This is a genomic window from Prevotella sp. 885 (assembly GCF_002265625.1).
Lineage (GTDB): Bacteria > Bacteroidota > Bacteroidia > Bacteroidales > Bacteroidaceae > Prevotella.
In genome coordinates, this window is the sequence record NZ_NOVE01000033.1 from 17164 (window position 1) to 40173 (window position 23010).

The window sequence follows — 23010 nt, forward strand, 5'->3', positions numbered from 1 at the left end:
AAAGATGAAACGACTTCTATCCATCATAATGCTGATAGTCTGTGTGTTGGCAAAGGCTGACGCACAGTACTACAGCGTGAACTATGACAAGCAGACGGTGGCTGCTATGGCAGCTGCATACGGAACGGAAGCCGTGGCAGAGGCATACTATAACGAGCAGGTGCAGAACATCTTGAAGCACTATAATGCAGCAGAAGTGGCAAGTGCCGGCATCTTCGCCTCAAAATTCTTGGAACGCAAGGCAATGACGGAGTTGGGCATCTGGAACAGTAGCACAGAGAACTACTATTACCGCCGTATCTACAACATGGTGTCGGGCAAAATCATGCCGAAGATATGGACGGTGGCAGGAATGATGCTGAAAAGTCCGCAGACTGCCCTCTATTGGGGAAGTTATCTCGTGAAGATATGTGATGACACCAAGAACCTGTGCATGCAGTTTGAGAGTGTGGTAACAAACAGCACCCTCACATTCTCGGACATCGCCTTTCTACAAATCAACCAGGAGATAGCTGCCATACTGAAACTTTCAGAGATTGGCAACGTGGATTGGAAGAAGATGTTGGACGATTTGTCGAAGGTGCCAGGCAATTTTACAGTGGACAATCTGAAATCCGACATCGACAATCTGTATAAGGCAGGAGCCAACCTTGCAGGAGCAGGAATGAACAATATCGGCAATGCCCTTTTGCAGAGCAGCCAGTTCAACGACCTCTTCCAAGGCAAGCTCAGTGCAGCCATCGACATTGTGGATAACTATTCCTCGCTGTTCAAAAGTCTCGACAAGAGCGTAGGCAACACCCTCTTGGGCATGATTGGAGGCAAGGACAACGTGGCAGGACTTTTCTCTCTTGCCAACTATAACCTCACCTCATGGATGACGGACTATCTGGATGAGACGGCAGGAAACTACTACACGCAAAGATGGTATATCGCCCGACGAGACCAAGGACGAGAAAAACTGTGCGACTATGTACCGCCCACCGATGACAACAGCATCTTGAAAGGCGACCACTGGTACAGAATCAACACCAAGGATGCCAACTTCTATCCCAACAATAGCCAAAAGGAAGCCATCCTGCAAAACTCGGAGAATCATGCAGGATGGTCAAGAACAAGGGTGCAACAGCTCAACAACCAGAATGATAGCTTTACCTACAGTATCAGCTATTGGTTGAACAGCTTCATCATCAGTAGCAAGAAAAAAGGACAGAAACAAAAGGCATACGCCTACGAGATACAGGTGTACAAGAGTTGGAACAGGACAGAAGAAGTATATGAGGCAGTCTTTGACTCCTATTCGATGGACTTGAACACCTTCAAGGCACAACTGCAAGCCCGGTTGAGCGAATGGAATGACAACGAAGAAGGCTATACCTATTATATAGGCAGTGATGCACGCAACTACTATCAGGCAACCGATGCCGCCAAACTGAAGGGATGCGAGAGCGTGACCATTAGTGTGACATGCAGCGACGGTGTGCAGTTGGGGCAAGGCACCACACAATACAAATGCAAGAGTTGTGGCGGTTCGCTGAATGACCACAGCAAGAAATGCGCCATGACAACATCTGTGACAGAGAACAACCTTGACCTCTCGGACTTGTATAAACAAGAGCAGGAAGCCAATGCCAAGATAGCCTCTCTGCAATCTCAAATCAGTCAGTTGGAAGCCGAGAACAAGTCACTTGTCAAGCAAATCGCCAATGCAAGTGTGGAAGATGCAGCCAAGTATCGTGAGCAATACAACAAGAACAAGGCTTCCATCGAACAACTGAACAAAGAACTTGCCACATGGCAACAGAAACAAAGGGAAATAGAGGAAGCCAAGGCAGAGGCAGGAAAGGACAATGACGTGGCGACGGATGACTACTATCGCATACCAGCCATTATGAACGACTGCAAGAGTGCCTACAACCTGACTTGGCAAGGGGAAGGAACATGGAGCGGCTATACTTATATTCGAAAAGCCACCATGCCCAACATCAACGGCATCATCACCTTCAAGGCAACATTGAAGATTGCCCGAAAGCCGAAATATTTCTTGGGCATCAAGATACACAGAGCCATCCTGCAGATCAGTTGGGAGCTGACATCGGAATACACCAACACCTCGGTAGTGGATGTGATGACGCTTGACCCAAGCAAGACCGAGCAGGAAAAGGCGGACGAAGTGAACAAGCGCATCTTGGAAATCGCACAGGAATATCCATCGTGCAAGATAACCACCGAATATGCTAAGAGCGCATCTGCCGATGACAATAATACCGATGATACCTTTCATCTGCTATGGTCGAGCGATAGGTTAGAGATAGCCAGAGAGGTGGACAGCAGAATCACCAAGATATACGCAGACTTGGTATCGTTGGAGAAGATGATGCACTACAAGCGCAACATCATCGACGTGCTGATGGACATCGCTCCACATATCAATGCTGACGAAGGACGACGGTTGACACTGGTGGAGAAATGCAAGAAACGTTGGTTAAGGAAAGCTGCCGACACCAAACATTCAGATGATTATCACGGCAAGTTTAATGATGAAGACAATGAAAATGAGAAATAGAAAAGAATACAAGGCTGATGCAGCGGAGAGGGTTGCAGGGTCAGTGAGCAAGAAGCGACGAATGGATATTGTGAGAACATTGCTGGTAGCAATCTTGCTCCTCGCCCTCCCCTCTAAAACATTCGCCCAATGGGGATTTGATGTTGCCAGCGTGGAAGCCTACATCAATGACCACAAGAAACAGCGGAGTCTGTTGCTTGCACGAAGCACGTTGGAATACAGCAATAAACTATTGCACAGTTACAGTAAGGACGAGACCAAGGCATACAAGGAACTGAACGTTGACCTTGACAAGTACACCAGGGCATTTGATGTGATAGATGTGCTATATCAAAGTTTACGAACCAGTCTGAACGTGTACTCCACCTACGAGGGTGTGAGCGACAGAATATCGGACTATAAGAAGCTGTTGGATGACTACAACCAAAAAGTCATCAAACGAAAGCGCATTTCGCTTGCCGATACCATACTGATAGGTATTAACCGACGAGCCATAGAGAATATCGCAAATGAAGGCGAATACCTCTACAAAAGCGTGAGCGACTTGGTGCTGTATGCCACAGGAGCGGCAGCGTGTTCTACGGCAGACCTTCTTGTGGTATTGGAAAGCATCAACACCTCGCTTGACAATATAGAGAAGCATCTGAACAAAAGCTACTTTGAGTCGTGGCGATATATCCAAGTGCGCATCGGCTATTGGAAAGAAAAGGTTTACCGAACCAAAAGCAAGCAGCAAATACTGGAAGATGCCTTCGGTCGGTGGAGAGTGGCAGGTAAACTCGGATATTGAGAGAACGAAGAATTTATAATCCCATATATAATAATGTATAGGCATGGATAGAAAGAAAACAAGAATAGGAACCATCATGTTGATGTTGGGAGTCGCTATCAGCGGCAATGCCCAAAGTGGTGTAACATACAATCATGACAGTTCGAAAAAGAACCAGATAACGGTGATGGAAATCGGTAGTGGTAGTCTGTCACCAGAATTGTACTATCAGTTACTGCACAGCAGTTACAAGAAATCGGCTGCCAGCAAGAACAAACTCGGTTTTCGTACCACGGTAGGAATCGGAGCTTACAATCAAGTGGAATATGCCGAAGCCATCGACTCTGCCCTGACCAAAAGAGCAGAGATTGAGGCGTTGAATATGGCAGACCGTCAGATTGACCTCGCCTGGAAAGTGGAAGGAAGCAAAATAAACAGCAAGATGGATGCCTTCAAGAAGAACATCGACCGCATCCTGCCTGTAGGCGGATCCATCGGTGACAAGCAACGCTGGACAGAATACTATCATGTCTATGAGACAGCCATCAAAGCCACCAAGGATGCCTATATGCCCAATGCCAAGCGTAAGAAGATGTACCTACAGATTTATGCAGATGTGGCAAAACAGAACGAGACACTTGTGAAGCAACTGGTGCAGATTTCGAATGCCAGCAAGACCAAGGAATTGTTGACAGCAAACGGCAACTACCAGACCGCCAACAAACGAAGTATCATCAGCAGTGCATCCAGCAAATGGCGAGAGGCAGGAATGGCAGTGAGAAACAACACATATTCTGGCGGTAATAACGGCTCGAATGAGGATGACAATGATTTGAAAATAAACAGATAAGGAGTTATGGCAGACAACAGCAGCATATTATCCGACTTCGGCATCAACATCTTGGAAGAAGAGATTGATGACGTGATTTTCCAGACCAACGAGTTTCTGTGCGACGCTACTTTCACAGGCTCGAATGGGCCTTTTTGGTGGGTCGTTCAAATGTGTATGGCACTCGCAGCCCTCTTCTCTATCGTGGTGGCAGCGAACATGGCCTACAAGATGATGGTGAAGCATGAGCCACTGGATGTGATGAAACTATTCAAGCCATTGGTGATAAGCATCATCCTCTGTTGGTGGTACCCACCTGCCGATACAGGCATGACGAACAGTGGCAGCAATTGGTGCGTACTGGACTTTCTGAGTTACATACCAAACTCCATTGGAAGTTATACCCATGACCTATATGAGGCGGAAGCCACACAGATAGAGGACAAGTTTACGGAAGTTCAGCAGCTCATCTACACCAGAGACACGATGTACACCAACGTACAAGCCCAGGCAGACATTGCCCATAAGGGAACAACAGACCCGAATCTGGTGGAATCGACCATGGAGCAGACAGGTGTGGATGAAGTGACCAACATGGAAAAGGACGCAGCCAAGCTGTGGTTTACCTCACTGACTGCAGGAGCCGTAGTGAACATCGACAAGATAGTAATGCTGATAGCATTGATCGTCTTCCGTATCGGTTGGTGGAGCACCATCTATTGTCAACAGATACTGTTGGGAATGCTGACGATATTTGGACCGATACAATGGGCGTTCTCGCTACTGCCGAAATGGGAAAGCAGTTGGGCGAAGTGGCTGACAAGGTATCTGACCGTGCATTTCTATGGAGCCATGCTCTACTTCGTGGGCTTCTACGTGCTATTGCTCTTCGACATCGTGCTCTGCATACAGGTGGAGAACCTGACGGCTATCACCGCCAGTGAGCAGACGATGGCGGCATATTTGCAGAACTCGTTCTTCTCGGCAGGGTATCTGATGGCAGCAAGTATCGTTGCGTTGAAGTGTCTGAACTTAGTTCCAGACCTTGCGGCATGGATGATACCAGAGGGCGATACCGCATTCTCTACCAGAAACTTCGGTGAGGGTGTGGCACAGCAAGCCAAAATGTCGGCACAGGGAACACTTGCCCATGTTGTTCATTAAAGGTAAAAAGGTAAAAGAGTAAAAAGGTAAATAACGAAATAGCAATGGTAATCAAGAATTTAGAGAATAAGGTGAAGTTGGTGACTATCATCTGTAGCCTGTTTCTGGTTGGATGCGTGCTGATAAGTATCAGCAGCATCTGGACGGCGAAGAATATGGTGGTGGATGCACAGAACAAAATCTATGTGCTGGACGGTAATGTGCCAATCCTGGTACAGCGCACGACGATGGATGAGACACTGGATGTGGAAGCAAAGAGTCATATCGAGATGTTCCATCACTACTTTTTCACATTGGCACCAGATGACAAATACATCAAATACACCATGGAGAAAGCCATGTATTTGGTGGATGAGACAGGACTGGCGCAGTACAATACACTGAAGGAAAAGGGCTTCTACTCCAACATCATGGGAACGAGTGCCGTGTTCAGTATCTTCTGTGACAGTATCAAGTTCAACAAGGAGAAGATGGAGTTTACCTACTACGGCAGACAGCGCATCGAGCGCAGAACCAATGTGCTGACCCGTGAACTGGTGACGGCAGGACAACTGAAACGTGTTCCAAGGACAGACAACAACCCACATGGATTGCTGATAGTGAACTGGAGAACCTTGCTCAACAAGGATATTGACCAGAAGACGAAGAGCAACTATTAAAGGTAAAGGGTAAAAAAGTAAAAAGGCAAAAAAGTAAAAAGAAATAACGATGAACACAAAAGGATTTAAGCAGATGCTCATTGGGGAGAAGATGCCCGACAAGGACGACCCCAAATACAAGGAACGCTATGAGCGAGACGTGAGAGCCGGAAGGAAGTTTGCCAAGATGTGCAAGATAGACAAGGCTGCCGCCAAGGTACAGAGGTTTGCTGACTTGCACAAGACACTGTTCCTGGTCATCGTGTTCGGTTTTGTAGGTGTGAGCTTCAGTTTCAACATCTATCGCATGGCAAGAGCTTACCATTATCAGGGAGAGCGACGCACCGCCACGGAGCGGCAGGACTCCTTGATAAAGGCTCGCCATCAGAATATGGGGAATGCAAAGAACATAGTAAGAACCAATGAGGATGCACGCCATCCTCATAAAGACAAATAACGATGAAGCTGACAGAAAGAATCAATTTCAGACAACCCAAGTACATGCTACCTGCGATTGTCTATCTCCCACTGCTCGGTGCGTCCTACTTTATCTTCGACCTCTTTGATACCAAGGTGGCGGAGAAGAAGGATGCCAATATGCAGACCACGGAATATCTGAATCCGAATCTGCCACAAGCCCATATCAAGGGCGGTGACGGTATTGGAGGCAAGTATGAAAATATGTTGAACGCCTACGGCAAGATAGAAGACCATAGTGCCGTGGAGAATATAGACCGAGACAATGAGCAAGAAAAAGAAGAATACCAAAGCAAGTATTCGGATGCAGAACTGCAACAGTTGGATGCCGAAGCCAAGAGGCAAGCAGAAATGGAAAAACAGAGAGAAGCACAAGAAGCCCATGAGCGACAAAGAGAGAATGAAGCGTTGGCGGAACTGAACAAGGCACTTGCCGAAGCAAGACTGAAGGGACAGCAAACTACGCAACAGAACTCATCGTCTTCAGCAACAGCATCCGATGAAACAACAGCTACAGCCAAGCGCGGTATCAATATTGAGGGTAAAATCAAGGTGAATGAAAATGCCCGAAAGGAAACTGACGAGAATGATAAGCCAAGTGAAGTGGTGAAAAAGGTGAAGACATCATCGGATTACTTCAATACCTTGGCAGTGAATGAGAAAGAGCCGACACTGATAAAGGCTATCATTGACGAGAATGTGAAAGCCGTGGATGGAAGCCGTGTTCGCTTGCGACTGCTTGATGATGTGGAAATCGGTGAGATAATAGTGAAGAAAGGCGCATACTTGTATGCCATTATGAGTGGTTTTGGCTCACAACGAGTGAAAGGAGCGGTAAAGAGCGTCCTGGTGGATGATGAGATAGTGAAAATCAACCTGTCCCTCTATGACACAGACGGCATGGAAGGCTTGTATGTGCCAAGCAGCCAGTTCCGTGAGACCACCAAGGATGTGGCAAGCGGAGCCGTAACCGGGAATGTGGATATGAACACCACCAATACTGGCAGCAGTTTTTCGCAATGGGGCATGCAGACCATGCAGAATGCCTATCAGAAAACGAGCAGTGCCATAGGCAAGGCTATCAAGAAGAACAAGGTAAAACTAAAATATGGCACCTTTGTGTACTTGATAAACAGCAAAGACACTAAGAGCAAGTAAACATTAAACACTACAAAGTAAACATTACACCAAAATGAATATCAAGAAGACCTTTGGCACACTGATGATGTGTGCGATAAGTGCCATACCGATGATGGCACAACAGACCTGTGCGGAGAGCTATCAGCCCTGCACCTATCAAGAAATGGAGCAACTGACTGTGAACGAGCAAGTGACCACAGTCATTACGGCAAGTGAACCCATCCGCTTTGTGGATATATCCACTGACAAAATAGCAGGAGACCAACCCATCAACAATACTGTGCGACTGAAACCCAAAGAAGGAATGCATGAAGATGGTGAGGTGCTTGCCATCGTAACTATTGTGACGGAACGCTATCGCACCCAGTATGCGCTACTCTATACCACCAGACTGCAAGAGGCAGTGACGGATAAGGAGATACAACAGATAGAGAAGAATGCCTATAATAATCCTGCGGTCACATTGTCCTCTACGGACATGGCTCGTTATGCTCGTCAGATTTGGAGTTCGGAAGCCCATGTGAACAATGTGAAAACCAAAGCTCATAAAATGGTGATGCGACTGAACAACATCTATTCGTCTGGTGACTATTTCTTCCTGGACTTCTCGGTAGAGAACAAGACGCATATACCATTTGATATAGACCAAATAAGATTGAAACTGACGGATAAGAAGACCGCCAAGGCCACCAACTCGCAAATGGTGGAGTTGCGTCCAGTTTTCACGTTGGAACAGACCAAGCGTTTCCGCTATGGCTACCGCAATGTGATAGTCATTCGGAAAATGACATTCCCGAATGACAAGAAGTTGACAATAGAAATGACGGAGAATCAAATCAGCGGTCGCACCATATCATTGAATGTGAATTATAGTGATGTGTTGTCGGCAGACTCATTCAATCCCATATTTCTGAAATAGAGCTACGCTAAGTGATTCAGAATAGGCAGTTGAAGACAACGCTCTATCTTAGCCAAGGTTTCGAGGGATAGGTTTTCCTGTCCTTTGAGTACCTTGGAAACATATTGCTGGCTGCAGCCCATGAGTTCAGACAATCGCTTTTGGGTCATCCCTAATTCCTCCATCTTGTCGAGCATCATCATTGCAATGTGCTGCGAATAGCGAAGCCATGACTTGTTAGCCATGCGCCACTCTGCATTCTCATGCCATTTGGATGGAGTTGAAGACTGATGTTCTCTCAGTTTAGAAACAATTTCGTTTGTAGTTCTCATAATAACCTCCTTTCTATATGATTTCATTTAAGAAGTCCATGAAGGAAACAATGTTCTTTTCAATAAAGCTAAGATACAACAAATAATTGAGAAATACAACTTATAGGTTGATTATTTAAGAATATTTATGGAAGAAAGCAAGGAGTTACAAGGATTTTACAAGATATTCAGGGCGGTCATCTACATATCCGTGTTGATGGAGTTCTTTGAGTATGCCATAGACCCAAGGACGATAGACGGCTTTGGCGGTGTGGTGTGCGACCTGCACGACCGCATCAAACAGTGGTTTATCTACCATGACGGCAATCTGGTGTATAGCAAGGTGGTGACGTTCCTGTTGGTGTGCATCACCTGTGTAGGCACGAGAAACAAGAAACACTTGGAATTTGATGCCAGAAAGCAGGTGCTGTACCCCTTGGTGAGTGGCGTGGGACTACTGGTAGTGTCCGTGTGGCTCTTCAGCTATGCGATGGACACTCGTCTCTATGCCCTGAGATTGAACACCATTCTCTATATGGTGACAACCATCATCGGAACGGTGCTGGTGCATATCGCCTTGGACAACATCTCGAAGTTCCTGAAGGAAGGACTGATGAAAGACCGTTTCAATTTTGAGAACGAGAGTTTTGAGCAGTGCCAGAAGGAGGAATATAACAAGTATAGCGTGAATATCCCCATGCGCTACTACTATAAGGGTAAGTTCCGCAAGGGATGGGTAAACATCGTGAACCCATTCAGAGGCACATGGGTAGTGGGTACACCAGGTAGCGGTAAGACTTTTTCTATTATCGAGCCGTTTATCCGTCAGCACAGTGCAAAAGGCTTTGCCATGGTCGTTTACGACTATAAGTTCCCTACCTTGGCAACCAAACTGTACTACCACTATAAGAAGAACCAACAGTTGGGCAAACTGCCTGAGGGTTGCAAGTTCAACATCATCAACTTTGTGGATGTGGAATACTCCAAGCGAGTGAACCCGATACAGCAGAAGTACATCAATAACTTGGCTGCAGCAAGTGAGACCGCAGAGACACTGCTTGAATCCCTGCAAAAAGGCAAGAAAGAAGGCGGTGGCGGTAGCGACCAGTTCTTCCAAACCTCAGCCGTCAACTTCCTCGCCGCCTGTATCTACTTCTTCATCAACTATGGCAAGGAGCCATACGACAAGGACGGCAAGATGCTGATAGCAGAGAAAGTACTTGACCCGAAGACCATGCAGATGAAGCCGACCGGTAAGGTGTTTAACCATGTAGGAGAAGAAGTGGAGCCAGCCTATTGGTTGGGCAAGTACAGCGATATGCCTCATATCCTCAGTTTTCTGAACGAGAGTTACCAGACCATCTTCAATGTATTGGAGACAGACAACGAGGTAGCTCCATTGCTCGGTCCATTCCAAACCGCCTTGAAGAACAAGGCGATGGAACAGTTGGAGGGTATGATTGGCACCCTGCGTGTCTATACCTCACGCCTTGCCACCAAGGAAAGCTATTGGATCTTCCATAAGGATGGCGATGACTTTGACCTGAAAGTCAGTGACCCGAAGAATCCAAGCTATCTTCTGATAGCCAATGATCCAGAGATGGAGAGCATCATCGGAGCATTGAACGCCCTCATCCTCAACAGACTGGTGACACGAGTGAACACAGGGCAAGGCAAGAATATCCCTGTGAGCATCATCGTAGATGAGTTACCAACACTCTACTTCCATAAGATAGACCGACTGATAGGTACAGCCCGAAGCAACAAGGTGAGCGTAGCCTTGGGATTTCAAGAGTTGCCACAGTTGGAAGCAGACTATGGAAAGGTGGGTATGCAGAAGATTATCACTACAGTAGGTAATGTAGTGAGCGGTTCGGCACGAAGTAAGGAAACACTCGAATGGCTTTCCTCCGACATTTTTGGTAAGGTGGTGCAACTGAAGAAAGGCGTGACCATCGATAGAGACAAGACGAGCATCAACCTGAATGAGAATATGGACAGCCTGGTGCCAGCCAGTAAAATCTCGGATATGCCAACAGGATGGATCTGCGGACAGACCGCAAGAGACTTTGTGGCAACCAAGACAGGCATGAATGGCAGTATGATCATACAGGAGAGCGACGAGTTCAAGACCAGCAAGTTCTATTGCAAGGCCGACTTCGATATGGCAGACATCAAGAAAGAGGAAAGCGAGTATATGCCACTGCCCAAGTTCTACACCTTCAAGAGCCGTGATGAGCGTGAGCGCATCCTCTACAAGAACTTCGTGCAAGTTGGTGAGGACGTGAAAGCCATGATAGCAGAGATATTCAACAAGAAGAATGCCAAGTGACGATACATCAAAGTAAAACAAAACGAGATTCATGACAGGAAAGATACGGACATACATCATTCTAGCACTCTTGCTGCTGTGCCAGAATATCATGGCACAGAACAAGAGACCCACAACAGATAGCCCAAGCCAAAGAGACTTGGGCATCTTCGCTTTACCACCCTTTGAACGAGCCGTGCGGTGCATCAAGTATTATGAAGGGTGGCACGACATCAAACGCAACTATCCCTATATCGGGTGGGGACACCGGATATTGCCGCATGAGAAGTTCAGGACGAACCTCACCTTTCAACAGGCAGACTCGCTATTGCGTTCTGACCTGAGAAAACTCTGCACCCTATTCAGAAAGTACGGAAGAGACACCTTGCTCCTTGCCGTACTTGCCTATAATGTCGGTCCCTATAAGATATTAGGGAATGGAAAGTTCCCCAAAAGCCGACTCCTGCAGAAAATAGAGCAAGGCGAAAGAAACATACGTAGGGAGTATCTTGATTTTTGCAGATACCAAAGGCGCAAGATAGCCTCTATCCATAGGAGGAGACAGACAGAGCTGCTATTGCTATACAAGCCATAGAGGCAACAACGACGAAGTGACTCCAAATAGCTATTGATATACAACTACATTCTTGCCATACCGTTGCTTACATATATAATAAGGTGTAAATAACCAAAAAGCAACATTATTCACAAATAAAAAAGTAAGTTTTATGGCAACAGTAAAAGTAAAATTTAGAGCATCCTCGGTGCCAGGAAAGGAAGGCACATTGTATTATCACCTCATCCACCAGCGCAACTTGCGCTGGATCAGTACCGACTATTATGTCTTTCCAGAAGAGTGGAACGACAAGAAGTCGGCTATCATTGTTTCTACCCGCAACAATAGACAGGCACATCTACAGCTCATCCAGTCAAAGATAGATTGGGAGATGAAGCAGATGCTGCGTATCATCCGTGATAAGGATGCAGAGGGCATCCCTTATACCATTGACGACATAGCCAAGGAGATACAGCAGCTACCACCGAGCCAGAGCGTTTTTGCTTTCTTCCGCCAACAGATAGCCAAGAAGGAGCAGATGCAGTGCATCGGTACCAAGAACAACTATGCTAATGCAGCTAACCGATTTATGGAGTTTCGTGACAATGAAGACCTGACCTTCTCTCAGATGACCAGCGAGATGATGGAAATGTACCAAGCATGGCTGTTCAACAGAGGTATCGGACAAAACACCGTTGCGTTCTATCTGCGAACCCTCCGCACTCTCTATAACAAGGCGGTGGAAGCAGGGCAAGCTCCACCCAACGACCTCTTTTCTCACGTGCAGACCGCTAACGTGCGAACTGCCAAGCGTGCAATTACTGTAAAGGATATTCGTAAAATAGAAAAATTGGACTTGCCAAGAGGTTCCTCCCTTGACAAGGCACGAGACCTGTTCCTTCTCAGCTTCTATCTCCGGGGCATGGCATTTGTGGATATGGCGTTCCTAAAGAAGACAGACTTGAAATGTGGCTTGGTGAACTACAACCGTCGCAAGACCCACCAAAATCTCAATATCGAGTGGGTGAAACCGATGCAAGTCATCATCGACAAATATGCCGAGCAAACCAAGGACACTCCTTATCTGCTGCCTATCCTGACAGGAAAGGAATCCTCTCCGTACACCGCATACCGCAAGGTGGAGCACAACACGAACTACAACCTGAAGAAAATCGGTGAGATGATAGGCTTGAAGATACCGCTGACCACCTACGTGGCACGCCACACATGGGCAAGCGTAGCCTTGCACATGAACATACCGATAGCCACCATCAGCGAGGGCATGGGACACAACTCATACAAGACCACACAGATTTACTTGCAGTCAATAGACGTAGCAACCATCAATGAAGCCAACGAGCGGATTATACAAAAGATCTTGAAAGAGTTGTAAATAAATAGTTATGTTTACCACACCCCCAGAATGATGGGATAAAATGTTTAGCAAACTTCGCCCTTTCTTATGGTAAGAGATACAACTTAATGCAAAAGTACGAAAAAATGTTGGATTACGTGTCAAATTTTATCATTTTCTGTATGCTGCTCCCCAAATTTAACACAAATGTTTAGCAAATCCGCCTCGAAAGAACTCTCCAAACAGCCGATTTGTGGTCATTTCGGCTGTTTTTGCTCTCTTACCATAAGAGTGTGCAACAAATGTAAGATAAAGATACATGTGCAGAGGCTGCATGCCAAGCACTCATAATACGATTAAGATTATGCGCAACAATAACAAATTGACTAGGCTTCCACAACCATCATGTATGGTTGCAGCTGAGGACATAAAGTAGAGCAGGATTTATGAAACCGGATGGTACGAGTTCTTTTTCTACAGCCGACGAGAAGATTGTTTCTCCAAAGGGCAACCACGTTACAGAGCCAGACGCAAAGACTGGTTCTGCGATAAAGAAGTGTCGTCAATCGGACGGAACAACATGGTCTTACATCTTCGTTCATAACAGTAAAGTGAAGAAGTTGGAAGAGCTGTTAGAGAAGGACGGCAGAACCTATTTTGTGCATAAGACAGTTCGTTATTTCAAGAAACTTGGCAAACAAAAAGTGCAGCACCAGGAAGTGCCGACCGTCAGCGGTCTGGTCTTCTTCCAAGGTTATCCCGAAGAGATACAAGCCTATCTCGACCAGAAGTTCCCACACGCCCGCCTATGCAAAAATTGTAGCACAGGTAAGGTGGCAGAGATACCCGATACGCAGATGCAACCCTTCATGCGTGTCGCGGAGACTTCACCTGAGCGCATCCGTTTCCTGCTACATCCCTATCATTATTATGCTCGCAACCGCATTCTCCTCCGTATCACCACGGGTGAGATGGCAGGATTGGAAGGTTACATCATCCGTATTGACCGAGATCGCCGTCTGGTGATGGACATCGGTGGAATGAGTGTAGCAATCAGCGGTGTTCATGCCGAGCACTTTGAGGAAGTGGAACAAAGCAAAACCTCAATCACCCATGAGAATATCTTCTATCAGCGCAACCTGCAGGAGCGGCAAGTGCTGATAGACCGCTATTTCCATCCTGTGAAAGACGACAAGGAAGTAGTATTGCAGGCAGAAAACATCGACTATCTGAGAAAGTACGCCTTGGATGAGGTGGCTCACAATCGCATTACCTTCAATGACACATGGAACATCTATTCCTTCATCATTGAGGAGATTGGCTACTATTATTCACCATTCATAGAACAGTTTAAGGAACACCTCGACCCCATCATGCGTGAAGGAGGTAAGGTTCTCCAAGAAATGGAACAGATTATCAAAAGTCCTCATATCAGTCCTAATGACAAGACCAGATATGAGAATGATTATCAAAGAATCTTGTCGCAATATGATTATCTGTTCTAAAGATTCATATATCATACCATGACCGATTTCGCAACTTTTGCACAAAAAATCATCGACGAGCTTACGAAAGAAGGTAGAAAGCATACCGCAGAGACACGCAAGTATTCAGCCAATCGCCTATTGATGTTTATGGCCAACAAGCCCACACCTATGGACAAATGGGACGAATTGTTTGTCAAAGACTACGAGACATGGCTGAAAGCACAGGGACTGTCGGCATCTACAACCGCTTATTACCTGTCACAATTGTGTGTATTCTATAAGCAAGCTGTAAAAAGAGGAAACATACAAGAGCAAGACATTTTTCGCCTGGTAAACAAGACACCATCGCCAAAACCTGCCGTCCAACAGTTTCCCTCGATAGCTGAGTTGCGCTATTTGCAAACTCTCAATCTTAATAAGTCACAGGATTTCGCACGCGACATGTTCCTGTTCTCGCTTTATGCAAGAGGGATGAACTATGTAGACATGGCATATCTGAAGAAATCCAACGTTAAAGACGGAATGCTCACTTACATTTCCCATACATCAGACAATAATCCTGCTGTCACGATCAAATGGGACAAGGCAATGCAGCAAATAGCTGACAAATATACCTCCGACACAGAGTATATGTTCCCAATCATCACCAAGGAAGGAAATGCTGATGAAACAGAACAAATAAAACGAAGTCGCCATAATGCGGTATACAACTTGCGTTCTATTGGCAAGCAATATAAATTCAGCGTGTCCCCAACCATCGCCATGACAAAGGATTTGTGGCGCAAGATTATGGATGAGGTAAGTGTGAGTGAGGTAATATAGACAAAATTGGTATTGATGTCAACCTTTCGGTGAAAGATACGAAGCATGCGATGTTGAAGGACTTTGATTCTCCATTCGATATCAATGTGGATTTGTATGGACATGAATAACAGATAAGACATGATAGTTTTACCAGATACAAAGACTTTTGATTCCAGCATACGCTTGGTGCAACTCGTAGGAGGTGTCACCAAAGTAAATATGCTAAAGGTGTGCGACAAAGTCGACCTGTATGTTAGTCCGAACTTGAAGAAGGACGAGACGGCACGCCGAGTAGCGCAGGAACTGCTCGATAGTCCTATTGAGATATTGAGTAACCTCAACAAGCAAGAGTTGCAAATTATTGATGAGTTTGTCAAAGGCGGTGCTAATACCTATGTCGTACGAAAGATGCGCAAGACGCAGTACAAGCTCCAGAAACTATACTTGGTTGCCACCTATTGCGACGAAGAAAAGCAAGAATGGCACATGCTCATGCCCGATGAACTGCGTGAGGCTTTGTCAAGCAATTACAAATTCTATCTTGACTTGGCAGAGAAAGGTCAAAAAGGACCGGCTGCTAAACAGCTTCGAATGATAGCAGCAATGAAGCGAATAATGGGAGAATAACATTATATTAAAAATGGGAAATCGTCCTGCTAGAAATTCGACATTTTATCTCCCATGCCGAAAAAGGCTTTGGAAAGCATTAGGAGAGTATGATGCATTGGTGGAGTATATGGAATTGACTACACGCAAGTTTAAAACTCTATATAATTCACAACATGAGTTGTCTTTCTCTGAGTTTTTGTCCAAGGAAGCAAAAAGTGAAGATATATGTTTGAATAATTTAACTTTGGAAAATTATGAATGCTTCAAGTACAAATATTATCTGATTTTACCATATTCAGCCTTTGATAGATTCCTTGATGATTTTCGAAAAGATTTCAAACTTCTATTTGACAAAGATGTACCATTGCCACAAAATAAAACAAGATTTCAATCCATTTTGGATTTTTTGAAAGAAAACTTTTTCGCTGTGCAAACGGACAGTTTCTCATACAAACTTTTTGATTATTATCGTTTATGTCGTAATTCTTTAGCACATGATAGCTTAAAAAAAACAACAGAAATAGAAGCAATATTTCACGCTATTAAGGTAGATGACGTGCATTTACGTTATCCAAATTTGGATGCCCCTAATGATATGAAGAATTTGAACTTCGATGATTTCATCCTATGTACAGCTAACATAAAGAGCATTGCCGACAAATTAGTCTTATGTTTAGAGGATAAGATGAATTGGGTCGATTTCGTAAAACGTAATTCTAAATTATTTTCCAAATTAAATAGATTTAAAGGCAATAAAGAAAGACAAGTCATCTATATAGAGAATGTTATATTTTCTATGTATGGAATAAAATTGTCTGCACCATATATCAATGATATTTTGAAATATTTCCAATCGAATAATGGTAGTTCGTCCCCCTTCAGGATAAATAGCCTTTATGCTGAAAGGGAAGGTTGTGGTTCGAATCCACATTGGGAACAATAAAATATAATTGGCTTATGAAGAAAGTAGATTTACATATTCATACTATTTCAACAGTCAAAGATTATCCTTTCAATTTCGAGATGGATTCTTTGGTGAAATATGTGCAATCTCAGAAAATTGACGTCATTGCAATAACCAATCATAATGTATTTGACCGTAAACAATATGAGCAAATATGTTCTCATTTGCCCAGTACGCTTGTACTTCCTGGTATAGAGATAGACATAGATGGAGGTCATGCTCTTTTTCTTTCAGACAAGGAGCCACAGGCATTATATGCATTCGAAGCTATATGTAAGCAGATAGCTCCATTGGTTAATTCACAGGATGACACTATACCATTTGAACAAATTGAAACTATATTCAAAGATTTTAGTGATTACCTTGTCATTCCTCATTATGACAAAGAGCCAAAACTTCCATCTGATACAATAGTAAAGTTTGGAGCTAATATCTTTGCAGGTGAAGTGTGTAGTGTAAAAAAGTTTGTTACAGCTCTTAAAAATAGAAACTCTTTGGTGCCAGTATTGTTTAGTGATTTCCGTGTGGAGACTTTACCATATGGCGCAGTCTATCCTAATCGACAAACTTATATTGATATTAATGATGTAACTGTCAATAATCTTAAGTTATGTCTGAGAGACAAGGCAAAAGTAGGGTTGGCACCAACAGATGGTCATGATTTATTCCAATGGTCTTCTTCTGGGTTATGTTTATCTACTGGTTTAAACATCATATTAGGTAAACGTTCGTCAGGCAAGACCTATACTTTGAATCGAATAGATAAACATTTCGGTGGAAAGGCTCTTTATATTCGCCAATTCTCTTTATTAAATACGAAAGATCCCAACTCTATAGAACAATTTGAGCAGGAAGACAAGATAAAGCAAGAAAGGATAGCATCAGAATATTTGAAGCCTTTCAAAGAAATTATTGAAGACATATGTCAAGTGCCGACAATGGATTCCGATATGTATATGTTGGAACAGTATATGAAATCGCTTGTGAAATATGCCAACGAGCAGCATCTCAATGATGTATACTCAAAAACGCAGATGTTTAACACGCCAACTTTCCAATCTTTTGAACTGGATGAATTGAAAAATCTGATAGATTCCACGGAGCGGCTTATTACGAGTAAAACTTACGAAAAGATTATAGAAGACTGCTTGGATAAAAACGCTTTAAAAATATTGTTTTGTCGATTAGTGGAAAAATATAGACAACTATATTTGGACAATCTTTTAATCGATGATGTTAATGTTGCATTAGTGGACATAAAGAGAAATCTTCAGATGAAATCCTCCGCAACTCGAATTCCTGATATTGATTTATATGCTGTCTTAAGAAATAATAGGAAAAGGCAAAGGTTTAATGAAGTAGCTCATAATTTGCAAAAGCAAAGAATTATAAATCAACGCAGCGTTAGCCACTTTACTGTTTCTACCAGTACTCGACCATATTTTAATGCAACAGACATGAAACAAGGTATGCAAGTATCTTTGGTTGAAGTTTTCAATTCATATAGCAATCCATATGCTTTTCTCCAAAAATTAAAAGGAACAGCAATAGAAAGCACAGATTACTATAAATACTTTGTGAAAGTAGAATATAAAATATTGAATTCATTAGGTGCCGAGGTATCTGGAGGCGAACGCACAGAGTTCAATTTCCTATCAAAAGTAAAAGATGCAATGACGCACGACATCTTGATTATTGATGAGCCAGAATCTTCGTTTGACAATATCTTTTTGAAAGAGGAAGTAAATACTTTAATCAAAGAAATGTCTCAAACAATGCCAGTCATTGTATCTACACACAATAGTACAATAGGAGGTTCAATTAAGCCAGACTATATTCTTTATACGGAGAAGTCCGTAGTAGATGGCTATGTCGTTTACAAAGTGTATGAAGGCAGACCTGATAGTAAACTTTTGAAAACTCCATCTGGAGACAGTATCAATAATTACATAATAACAATGAATAGTTTAGAGGCTGGTGAAGCTGCTTACAACAATAGGAAACAAGGATATGATTTACTTAAAAATTGAGAATAATTTAGGGAAGTTCTATAAAGATGGTACTTTCTTGACAATTGACAAAATGGCTAATGTTGATTTATGGAATCTTGCAAATGAAGCTATGAATGATAATGATTTTCAGATGGATGCCTATGATGAGGCAAAACTTCCTAATAAGGCGCACCAAATTATTTACAAACATGTATTTGATTTGCTCACATCTTTAATAACACGTAAGGAACAATACAAAAATGAATGTGAGATGTTATACAAAACAGCATACGATAGCTACAAGTAATAACATTTAATTATGTCAAATCAAACATCAGATAACAACAAACGAATAGCGAAGAATACTTTGCTTCTTTACTTCCGAATGCTCTTAATAATGCTAGTTACATTCGTATATGAGCTGTGTTTAAAAACGTTTAAATATTAAACATAAAAATATGAGATTACAAGATATAAAACGATATATAATTAGGTTGTACGTTCTATTGCAACCAAATGGATATAAGAAAGCTATGTGGTTAAAAAGGCATAAAGTATTTCATTATATTGGTGAAAACGTTTCTTATAAAACAACATTGTTGCCAGCCGAGCCTTTTTTAGTGGCAATTCACGACAATGTTTGGCTGGCTGCTGGTGTGCGTTTGGTTACGCATTCATTAACATGTGATGTTTTTAATAATATGGATGGAACTGATATGTATAAATGTCAGTTTGGTAAAATTGAAATCCATTCAAATGTCTTTGTTGGTGCAGGAGCTACTATTATGTATAATGTGACAATAGGTCCAAATGTTATAATAGCGCCAGGAGCCGTTGTTACAAAAGATATACCTGCAGGAAGTGTTGTGGGGGGAGTGCCAGCAAAAATAATTGGTAGTTTTGAAGAATCAAGAGAGAAAGCCAAGATTTTTAGTCTTTCCATAAATAAGTTAGGTGGACAAAATAAAATAGCTGTAAAAGATCTTTTGGCTTATCATCCTGTTAAATTTGATATAGATATAAAAAAATAAAAGTATGGAAATAAAAAGATTACTAAAGAAAAGTATAGCAAATCATACTGTACTGACTGATATATTTGGTTTTTGTCTTATTAAGTTTGGATTTGCAAATAAATATACAGCTGGTCTTATAACTATGTATAAAGGATATGACCAGTTGCGTAAGAAATATGAGAAATATATTGGTATAAATAATTTGCCAGCACCCAAGCCGGTGAAAGATAAACATGTATGGATATGTTGGTGGCAGGGGATTGATAATGCACCCGACGTAATTAAATTGTGTTTTAATTCAATCCAGCATTGGTTAGTTGATTGGAATATTCATGTAATTACATTAGACAATTACCGTCAATATGTAACCTTTCCAAGTTTTATAGAGGAGAAATGGAAAAAAGGTATAATACCCAATGCATTAATGTCTGATTTGTTGAGGATTGACTTATTGATTAATCATGGTGGATTGTGGCTAGATGCAACAACGTTGTTAACTGGTCCATTGCCAGATTATATATATAGAAATAGTTTCTTTGCTTTTAGAAATGGTTGGATGGACAATGAAATGATAAACATGGGAAACTGGTTTCTTTATACATCTCAAACTCAAAATAAATTATTGTTAGAAACTCAGCATTTGCTTTATAATTATTGGAAAAATACTGATTATACAAAAAATTATTTTATTTTTCATATTTTCTTTCGAATGGTTACTGATAGATATCCTGAAATTTGGAGTCAAGTACCGTATATCAACCATATAGATCAACATTTGTTGATTCGTGAATGTCAAAATCAAAAGCTAACTGATGATAGAATTAGAGATATTCTAAAAATAACAACGATACATAAGCTGACATATAAAGCAGAATGTGTTGATGGTTTAATTGAAAAAGTTTTAAAAATAAATAAAAAATATGATTAATCATGCTCAAAGTGTAACTATAATAGTTTTTCTTCTTGCGCTTTTTGAATTATTGGGTGGTCGTTCCTACGTCGATGAAGTACTTTGTATATTCTCTATAATATATGTCCTATATTTATTAAGCCAAAATTTATTAATAAAACATGATAGACATGCTATATATATACTGTGTATTTGCACTATGATAGGATTTATGTCCAATATGTATTCTGGTATATCGCGAACAACTTTTTCAATCTTAATTGATGCGATATCAGAAACAAAAATTCTATGGGCATTTTATGCTGCAAAATATTATATAAATGAAAAAACAGTTAGTACGTTAACTTTCAGGTATTGGAAGTTTGCTAAATATTATTTTATCATTGCTTTAGTTTGCGGTGTAATTTCACAGTTTGTTAATATTGGAATGACAGAATCTTCTCGTTATGGCTTGGAGGGTTTCTCTTATATATTTCCAATGTCCTTTCAATATTTAGCTTTTAGCCTGGTTCTTATAGTTTTCCTTACCTCGTACAAGAATCTAAAACATCAAAAGCTTTATTATGTTATAATAGCTATTAGTTTGATGTTGGCAACAAAAAGTGGACCTTTATTGTTTGGAGTAATTTTTCTAATATTGGCATATTATTTTAATAGACATGCACAATTGAAAACGAGGACTTTAATATTTTTAGGTATTATAGTTGTATTGCTTGGTTCTTTCCAAATTGAGACATATCTAACAAACGAAAATGCGCCAAGATATTTATTCATACAATATTCTGGAATAACAGCAAATAGATTTTTCCCATTTGGTTCAGGCTTTGCTACTTTTGGTTCCGATCAGGCAGCTCGTGATTATTCTCCATTGTATTACGAATATGGGTTTGATGGCCTTTTTGGTATGAATCCTGATGATTCTTCTTTTTTATCAGATACCTTTTGGCCGACTCCATTTGCTCAATTTGGATGGATTGGAGCACTCCTCTATATTGGAATTTTTGTGAATATATTTAAATCCATTAAAAGGCAAACTGGATTGAATAACTACCAAAAAGCCTTTTTGTATGCCGGCTATTGTCAATATATGATTCATGCGGTAGGTTCTGCTATTCTTTCAAGTTCTGCAGGAATGTTAGGATTTATAGGATTGGCAATGTTGATGAACCCTTATAAAGAAAAAAGTGATGAATACAGATTATAAATACTTATTTAAGAATATCGGGCTTCTTACTATTAGTAATTTTACAAGCAAGATTCTTACATTCCTTTTAGTTCCTTTGTACACTAACGTACTAACAACAGAGGAATATGGAACTTATGATTTTTATGTCGTAACAGCCTTATTGCTTGTTCCTCTTTTGTCTGTTGATATTGTTGATTCAATTCTTAGATTTTCATTAGATAAATCCAATAGTGCTAAAGAGGTGTTTTCTATAGGACTTAGGATAGAATTGCTGGCAATTGTCTTTTGTGCAATTCTCATTATAGTAAATTATAATTTCGGTATAATTGAAATATTAAATGAATATCCTGTGATATTTGTTTTTTATTATGCATCAATCATTTTTTCAGATATGATGATGCAATTTACAAGAGGTATAGATAAGGTAAAAGAAACTGCTGTTGCGGGTATTATTAATTCTGTAACTAATATATCTCTGAATATCTATTTACTGCTTTTTATGCATTTAGGACTATATGGTTTCTTTTATGCATCAATAATTTCTATGGTTACATCTGCAATGTATTTGTTTGTGAGTATTAAGGCTTGGAAATATATCAGTCTAACCTATATTAATAAGCAGTTGCGATGTGATATGGTAAAATATAGTGCTCCTTTGATTTTTTCCAATTTGAGTGGTTGGGTCAACAATCTATCATCACGTTATATAATAATATGGTTTTGTGGTACAGCTGTTAATGGAGTTTTTTCTGCTGCAACAAAAATTCCTGCAATTTTATTGGTCTTTCAGACTATATTTTCTCAGGCTTGGACGCTTTCTGCAGTAAAAACAATAGATAATCAAAATAAGGAATTCTTTAAGTCTGTATACGGTAATTATAGTTTTGGCTTAGTTCTTGTTTGTTCGGCTCATCCGATAAAGTCCGTGGCATCCCTACCCAAATATCAACGATACACGATAGAAAAAGAACGGTATGTCCCTAACTCCACGCAGTTGGCCTCTAAATGCCTTAAGCTTGGAGTTGAGTGATTC

The 23010-nt window shown here is 41.7% G+C and carries 22 protein-coding genes; 21 read left to right on the forward strand and 1 reads right to left on the reverse strand.

What is annotated here, in order from left to right; genetic code table 11:
- The first annotated feature begins 4 nt into the window (after nucleotides 1-4).
- From CHL74_RS10135 to traN, 8 genes are all read left to right on the forward strand, one after another.
- The gene (locus CHL74_RS10135; protein WP_254923271.1) at nucleotides 5-2566 is read left to right on the forward strand and encodes a hypothetical protein; all 2562 of its coding nucleotides are present in this window, start codon (nucleotides 5-7) and stop codon (nucleotides 2564-2566) included.
- Between the two features lie 61 nt (nucleotides 2567-2627).
- The gene (locus tag CHL74_RS10140) at nucleotides 2628-3356 is read left to right on the forward strand and encodes a hypothetical protein (protein WP_238399444.1); all 729 of its coding nucleotides are present in this window, start codon (nucleotides 2628-2630) and stop codon (nucleotides 3354-3356) included.
- Nucleotides 3357-3399: 43 nt separating this feature from the next.
- Nucleotides 3400-4185 (forward strand): DUF5045 domain-containing protein, encoded by a 786-nt coding sequence (locus tag CHL74_RS10145; RefSeq protein WP_441339049.1) that lies wholly within the window; start codon nucleotides 3400-3402, stop codon nucleotides 4183-4185.
- A 6-nt stretch (nucleotides 4186-4191) separates the two neighbouring features.
- Nucleotides 4192-5328, forward strand: a complete 1137-nt coding sequence (locus tag CHL74_RS10150; RefSeq protein ID WP_094881039.1) for a hypothetical protein — start codon at nucleotides 4192-4194, stop codon at nucleotides 5326-5328.
- 44 nt (nucleotides 5329-5372) lie between these two features.
- Nucleotides 5373-5987 (forward strand): conjugative transposon protein TraK, encoded by a 615-nt coding sequence (traK, locus tag CHL74_RS10155; RefSeq protein WP_010537146.1) that lies wholly within the window; start codon nucleotides 5373-5375, stop codon nucleotides 5985-5987.
- 49 nt (nucleotides 5988-6036) lie between these two features.
- The gene (locus CHL74_RS10160; protein WP_094881040.1) at nucleotides 6037-6423 is read left to right on the forward strand and encodes a hypothetical protein; all 387 of its coding nucleotides are present in this window, start codon (nucleotides 6037-6039) and stop codon (nucleotides 6421-6423) included.
- A 2-nt stretch (nucleotides 6424-6425) separates the two neighbouring features.
- Nucleotides 6426-7601 (forward strand): conjugative transposon protein TraM, encoded by a 1176-nt coding sequence (traM, locus tag CHL74_RS10165; protein WP_094881041.1) that lies wholly within the window; start codon nucleotides 6426-6428, stop codon nucleotides 7599-7601.
- A gap of 34 nt (nucleotides 7602-7635) precedes the next feature.
- Nucleotides 7636-8502 (forward strand): conjugative transposon protein TraN, encoded by an 867-nt coding sequence (gene traN / locus CHL74_RS10170; protein ID WP_094881042.1) that lies wholly within the window; start codon nucleotides 7636-7638, stop codon nucleotides 8500-8502.
- A 2-nt stretch (nucleotides 8503-8504) separates the two neighbouring features.
- Here the strand turns inward: traN and CHL74_RS10175 are convergent, their stop codons facing one another.
- Nucleotides 8505-8813: a helix-turn-helix domain-containing protein gene (locus tag CHL74_RS10175; RefSeq protein WP_254923272.1), complete on the reverse strand. Its 309-nt coding sequence runs from the start codon at nucleotides 8811-8813 to the stop codon at nucleotides 8505-8507.
- Between the two features lie 127 nt (nucleotides 8814-8940).
- Here CHL74_RS10175 and CHL74_RS10180 point away from each other — a divergent pair, with 127 nt between their 5' ends.
- The 13 genes from CHL74_RS10180 (at nucleotide 8941) to CHL74_RS15830 (ending at nucleotide 23007) form a co-directional block, all read left to right on the forward strand.
- Nucleotides 8941-11124, forward strand: coding sequence for a type IV secretory system conjugative DNA transfer family protein (locus tag CHL74_RS10180; RefSeq protein WP_094881044.1), 2184 nt, complete (start codon nucleotides 8941-8943; stop codon nucleotides 11122-11124).
- Nucleotides 11125-11155: 31 nt separating this feature from the next.
- Nucleotides 11156-11698, forward strand: a complete 543-nt coding sequence (locus CHL74_RS10185) for a glycoside hydrolase family protein (RefSeq protein ID WP_094881045.1) — start codon at nucleotides 11156-11158, stop codon at nucleotides 11696-11698.
- Nucleotides 11699-11831: 133 nt separating this feature from the next.
- Nucleotides 11832-13052, forward strand: coding sequence for a site-specific integrase (locus CHL74_RS10190; protein WP_094881046.1), 1221 nt, complete (start codon nucleotides 11832-11834; stop codon nucleotides 13050-13052).
- 407 nt (nucleotides 13053-13459) lie between these two features.
- On the forward strand, nucleotides 13460-14518 hold the full coding sequence (locus CHL74_RS10195; protein WP_094881047.1) for a hypothetical protein: 1059 nt from the start codon (nucleotides 13460-13462) through the stop codon (nucleotides 14516-14518).
- Between the two features lie 18 nt (nucleotides 14519-14536).
- Nucleotides 14537-15322 carry a site-specific integrase gene (locus CHL74_RS10200; protein WP_094881048.1) on the forward strand — a complete coding sequence of 262 codons (786 nt, stop codon included), beginning with the start codon at nucleotides 14537-14539 and terminating at the stop codon, nucleotides 15320-15322.
- 120 nt (nucleotides 15323-15442) lie between these two features.
- Nucleotides 15443-15931 carry a hypothetical protein gene (locus CHL74_RS10210; protein WP_094881049.1) on the forward strand — a complete coding sequence of 163 codons (489 nt, stop codon included), beginning with the start codon at nucleotides 15443-15445 and terminating at the stop codon, nucleotides 15929-15931.
- Nucleotides 15932-15944: 13 nt separating this feature from the next.
- Nucleotides 15945-16856, forward strand: coding sequence for a hypothetical protein (locus CHL74_RS10215; RefSeq protein WP_094881050.1), 912 nt, complete (start codon nucleotides 15945-15947; stop codon nucleotides 16854-16856).
- Nucleotides 16857-16870: 14 nt separating this feature from the next.
- Entirely contained in the window at nucleotides 16871-18907 is a 2037-nt protein-coding gene (locus tag CHL74_RS10220) for a phosphotransferase (protein ID WP_141241298.1), read from the forward strand.
- Entirely contained in the window at nucleotides 18888-19175 is a 288-nt protein-coding gene (locus CHL74_RS10225) for a hypothetical protein (protein ID WP_094881052.1), read from the forward strand. Before CHL74_RS10220 ends, CHL74_RS10225 begins: the two co-directional genes overlap by 20 nt.
- Before the next feature lie 151 nt (nucleotides 19176-19326).
- Nucleotides 19327-19899 (forward strand): acyltransferase, encoded by a 573-nt coding sequence (locus tag CHL74_RS10230; RefSeq protein WP_094881053.1) that lies wholly within the window; start codon nucleotides 19327-19329, stop codon nucleotides 19897-19899.
- Nucleotides 19900-19903: 4 nt separating this feature from the next.
- Complete coding sequence (locus CHL74_RS10235) at nucleotides 19904-20809, forward strand: capsular polysaccharide synthesis protein (protein WP_094881054.1); 906 nt, start codon at nucleotides 19904-19906, stop codon at nucleotides 20807-20809.
- Nucleotides 20802-21995 (forward strand): hypothetical protein, encoded by a 1194-nt coding sequence (locus tag CHL74_RS10240; RefSeq protein WP_094881055.1) that lies wholly within the window; start codon nucleotides 20802-20804, stop codon nucleotides 21993-21995. Before CHL74_RS10235 ends, CHL74_RS10240 begins: the two co-directional genes overlap by 8 nt.
- The gene (locus CHL74_RS15830; RefSeq protein WP_176452228.1) at nucleotides 21979-23007 is read left to right on the forward strand and encodes a lipopolysaccharide biosynthesis protein; all 1029 of its coding nucleotides are present in this window, start codon (nucleotides 21979-21981) and stop codon (nucleotides 23005-23007) included. Before CHL74_RS10240 ends, CHL74_RS15830 begins: the two co-directional genes overlap by 17 nt.
- Nucleotides 23008-23010: the final 3 nt, after the last annotated feature.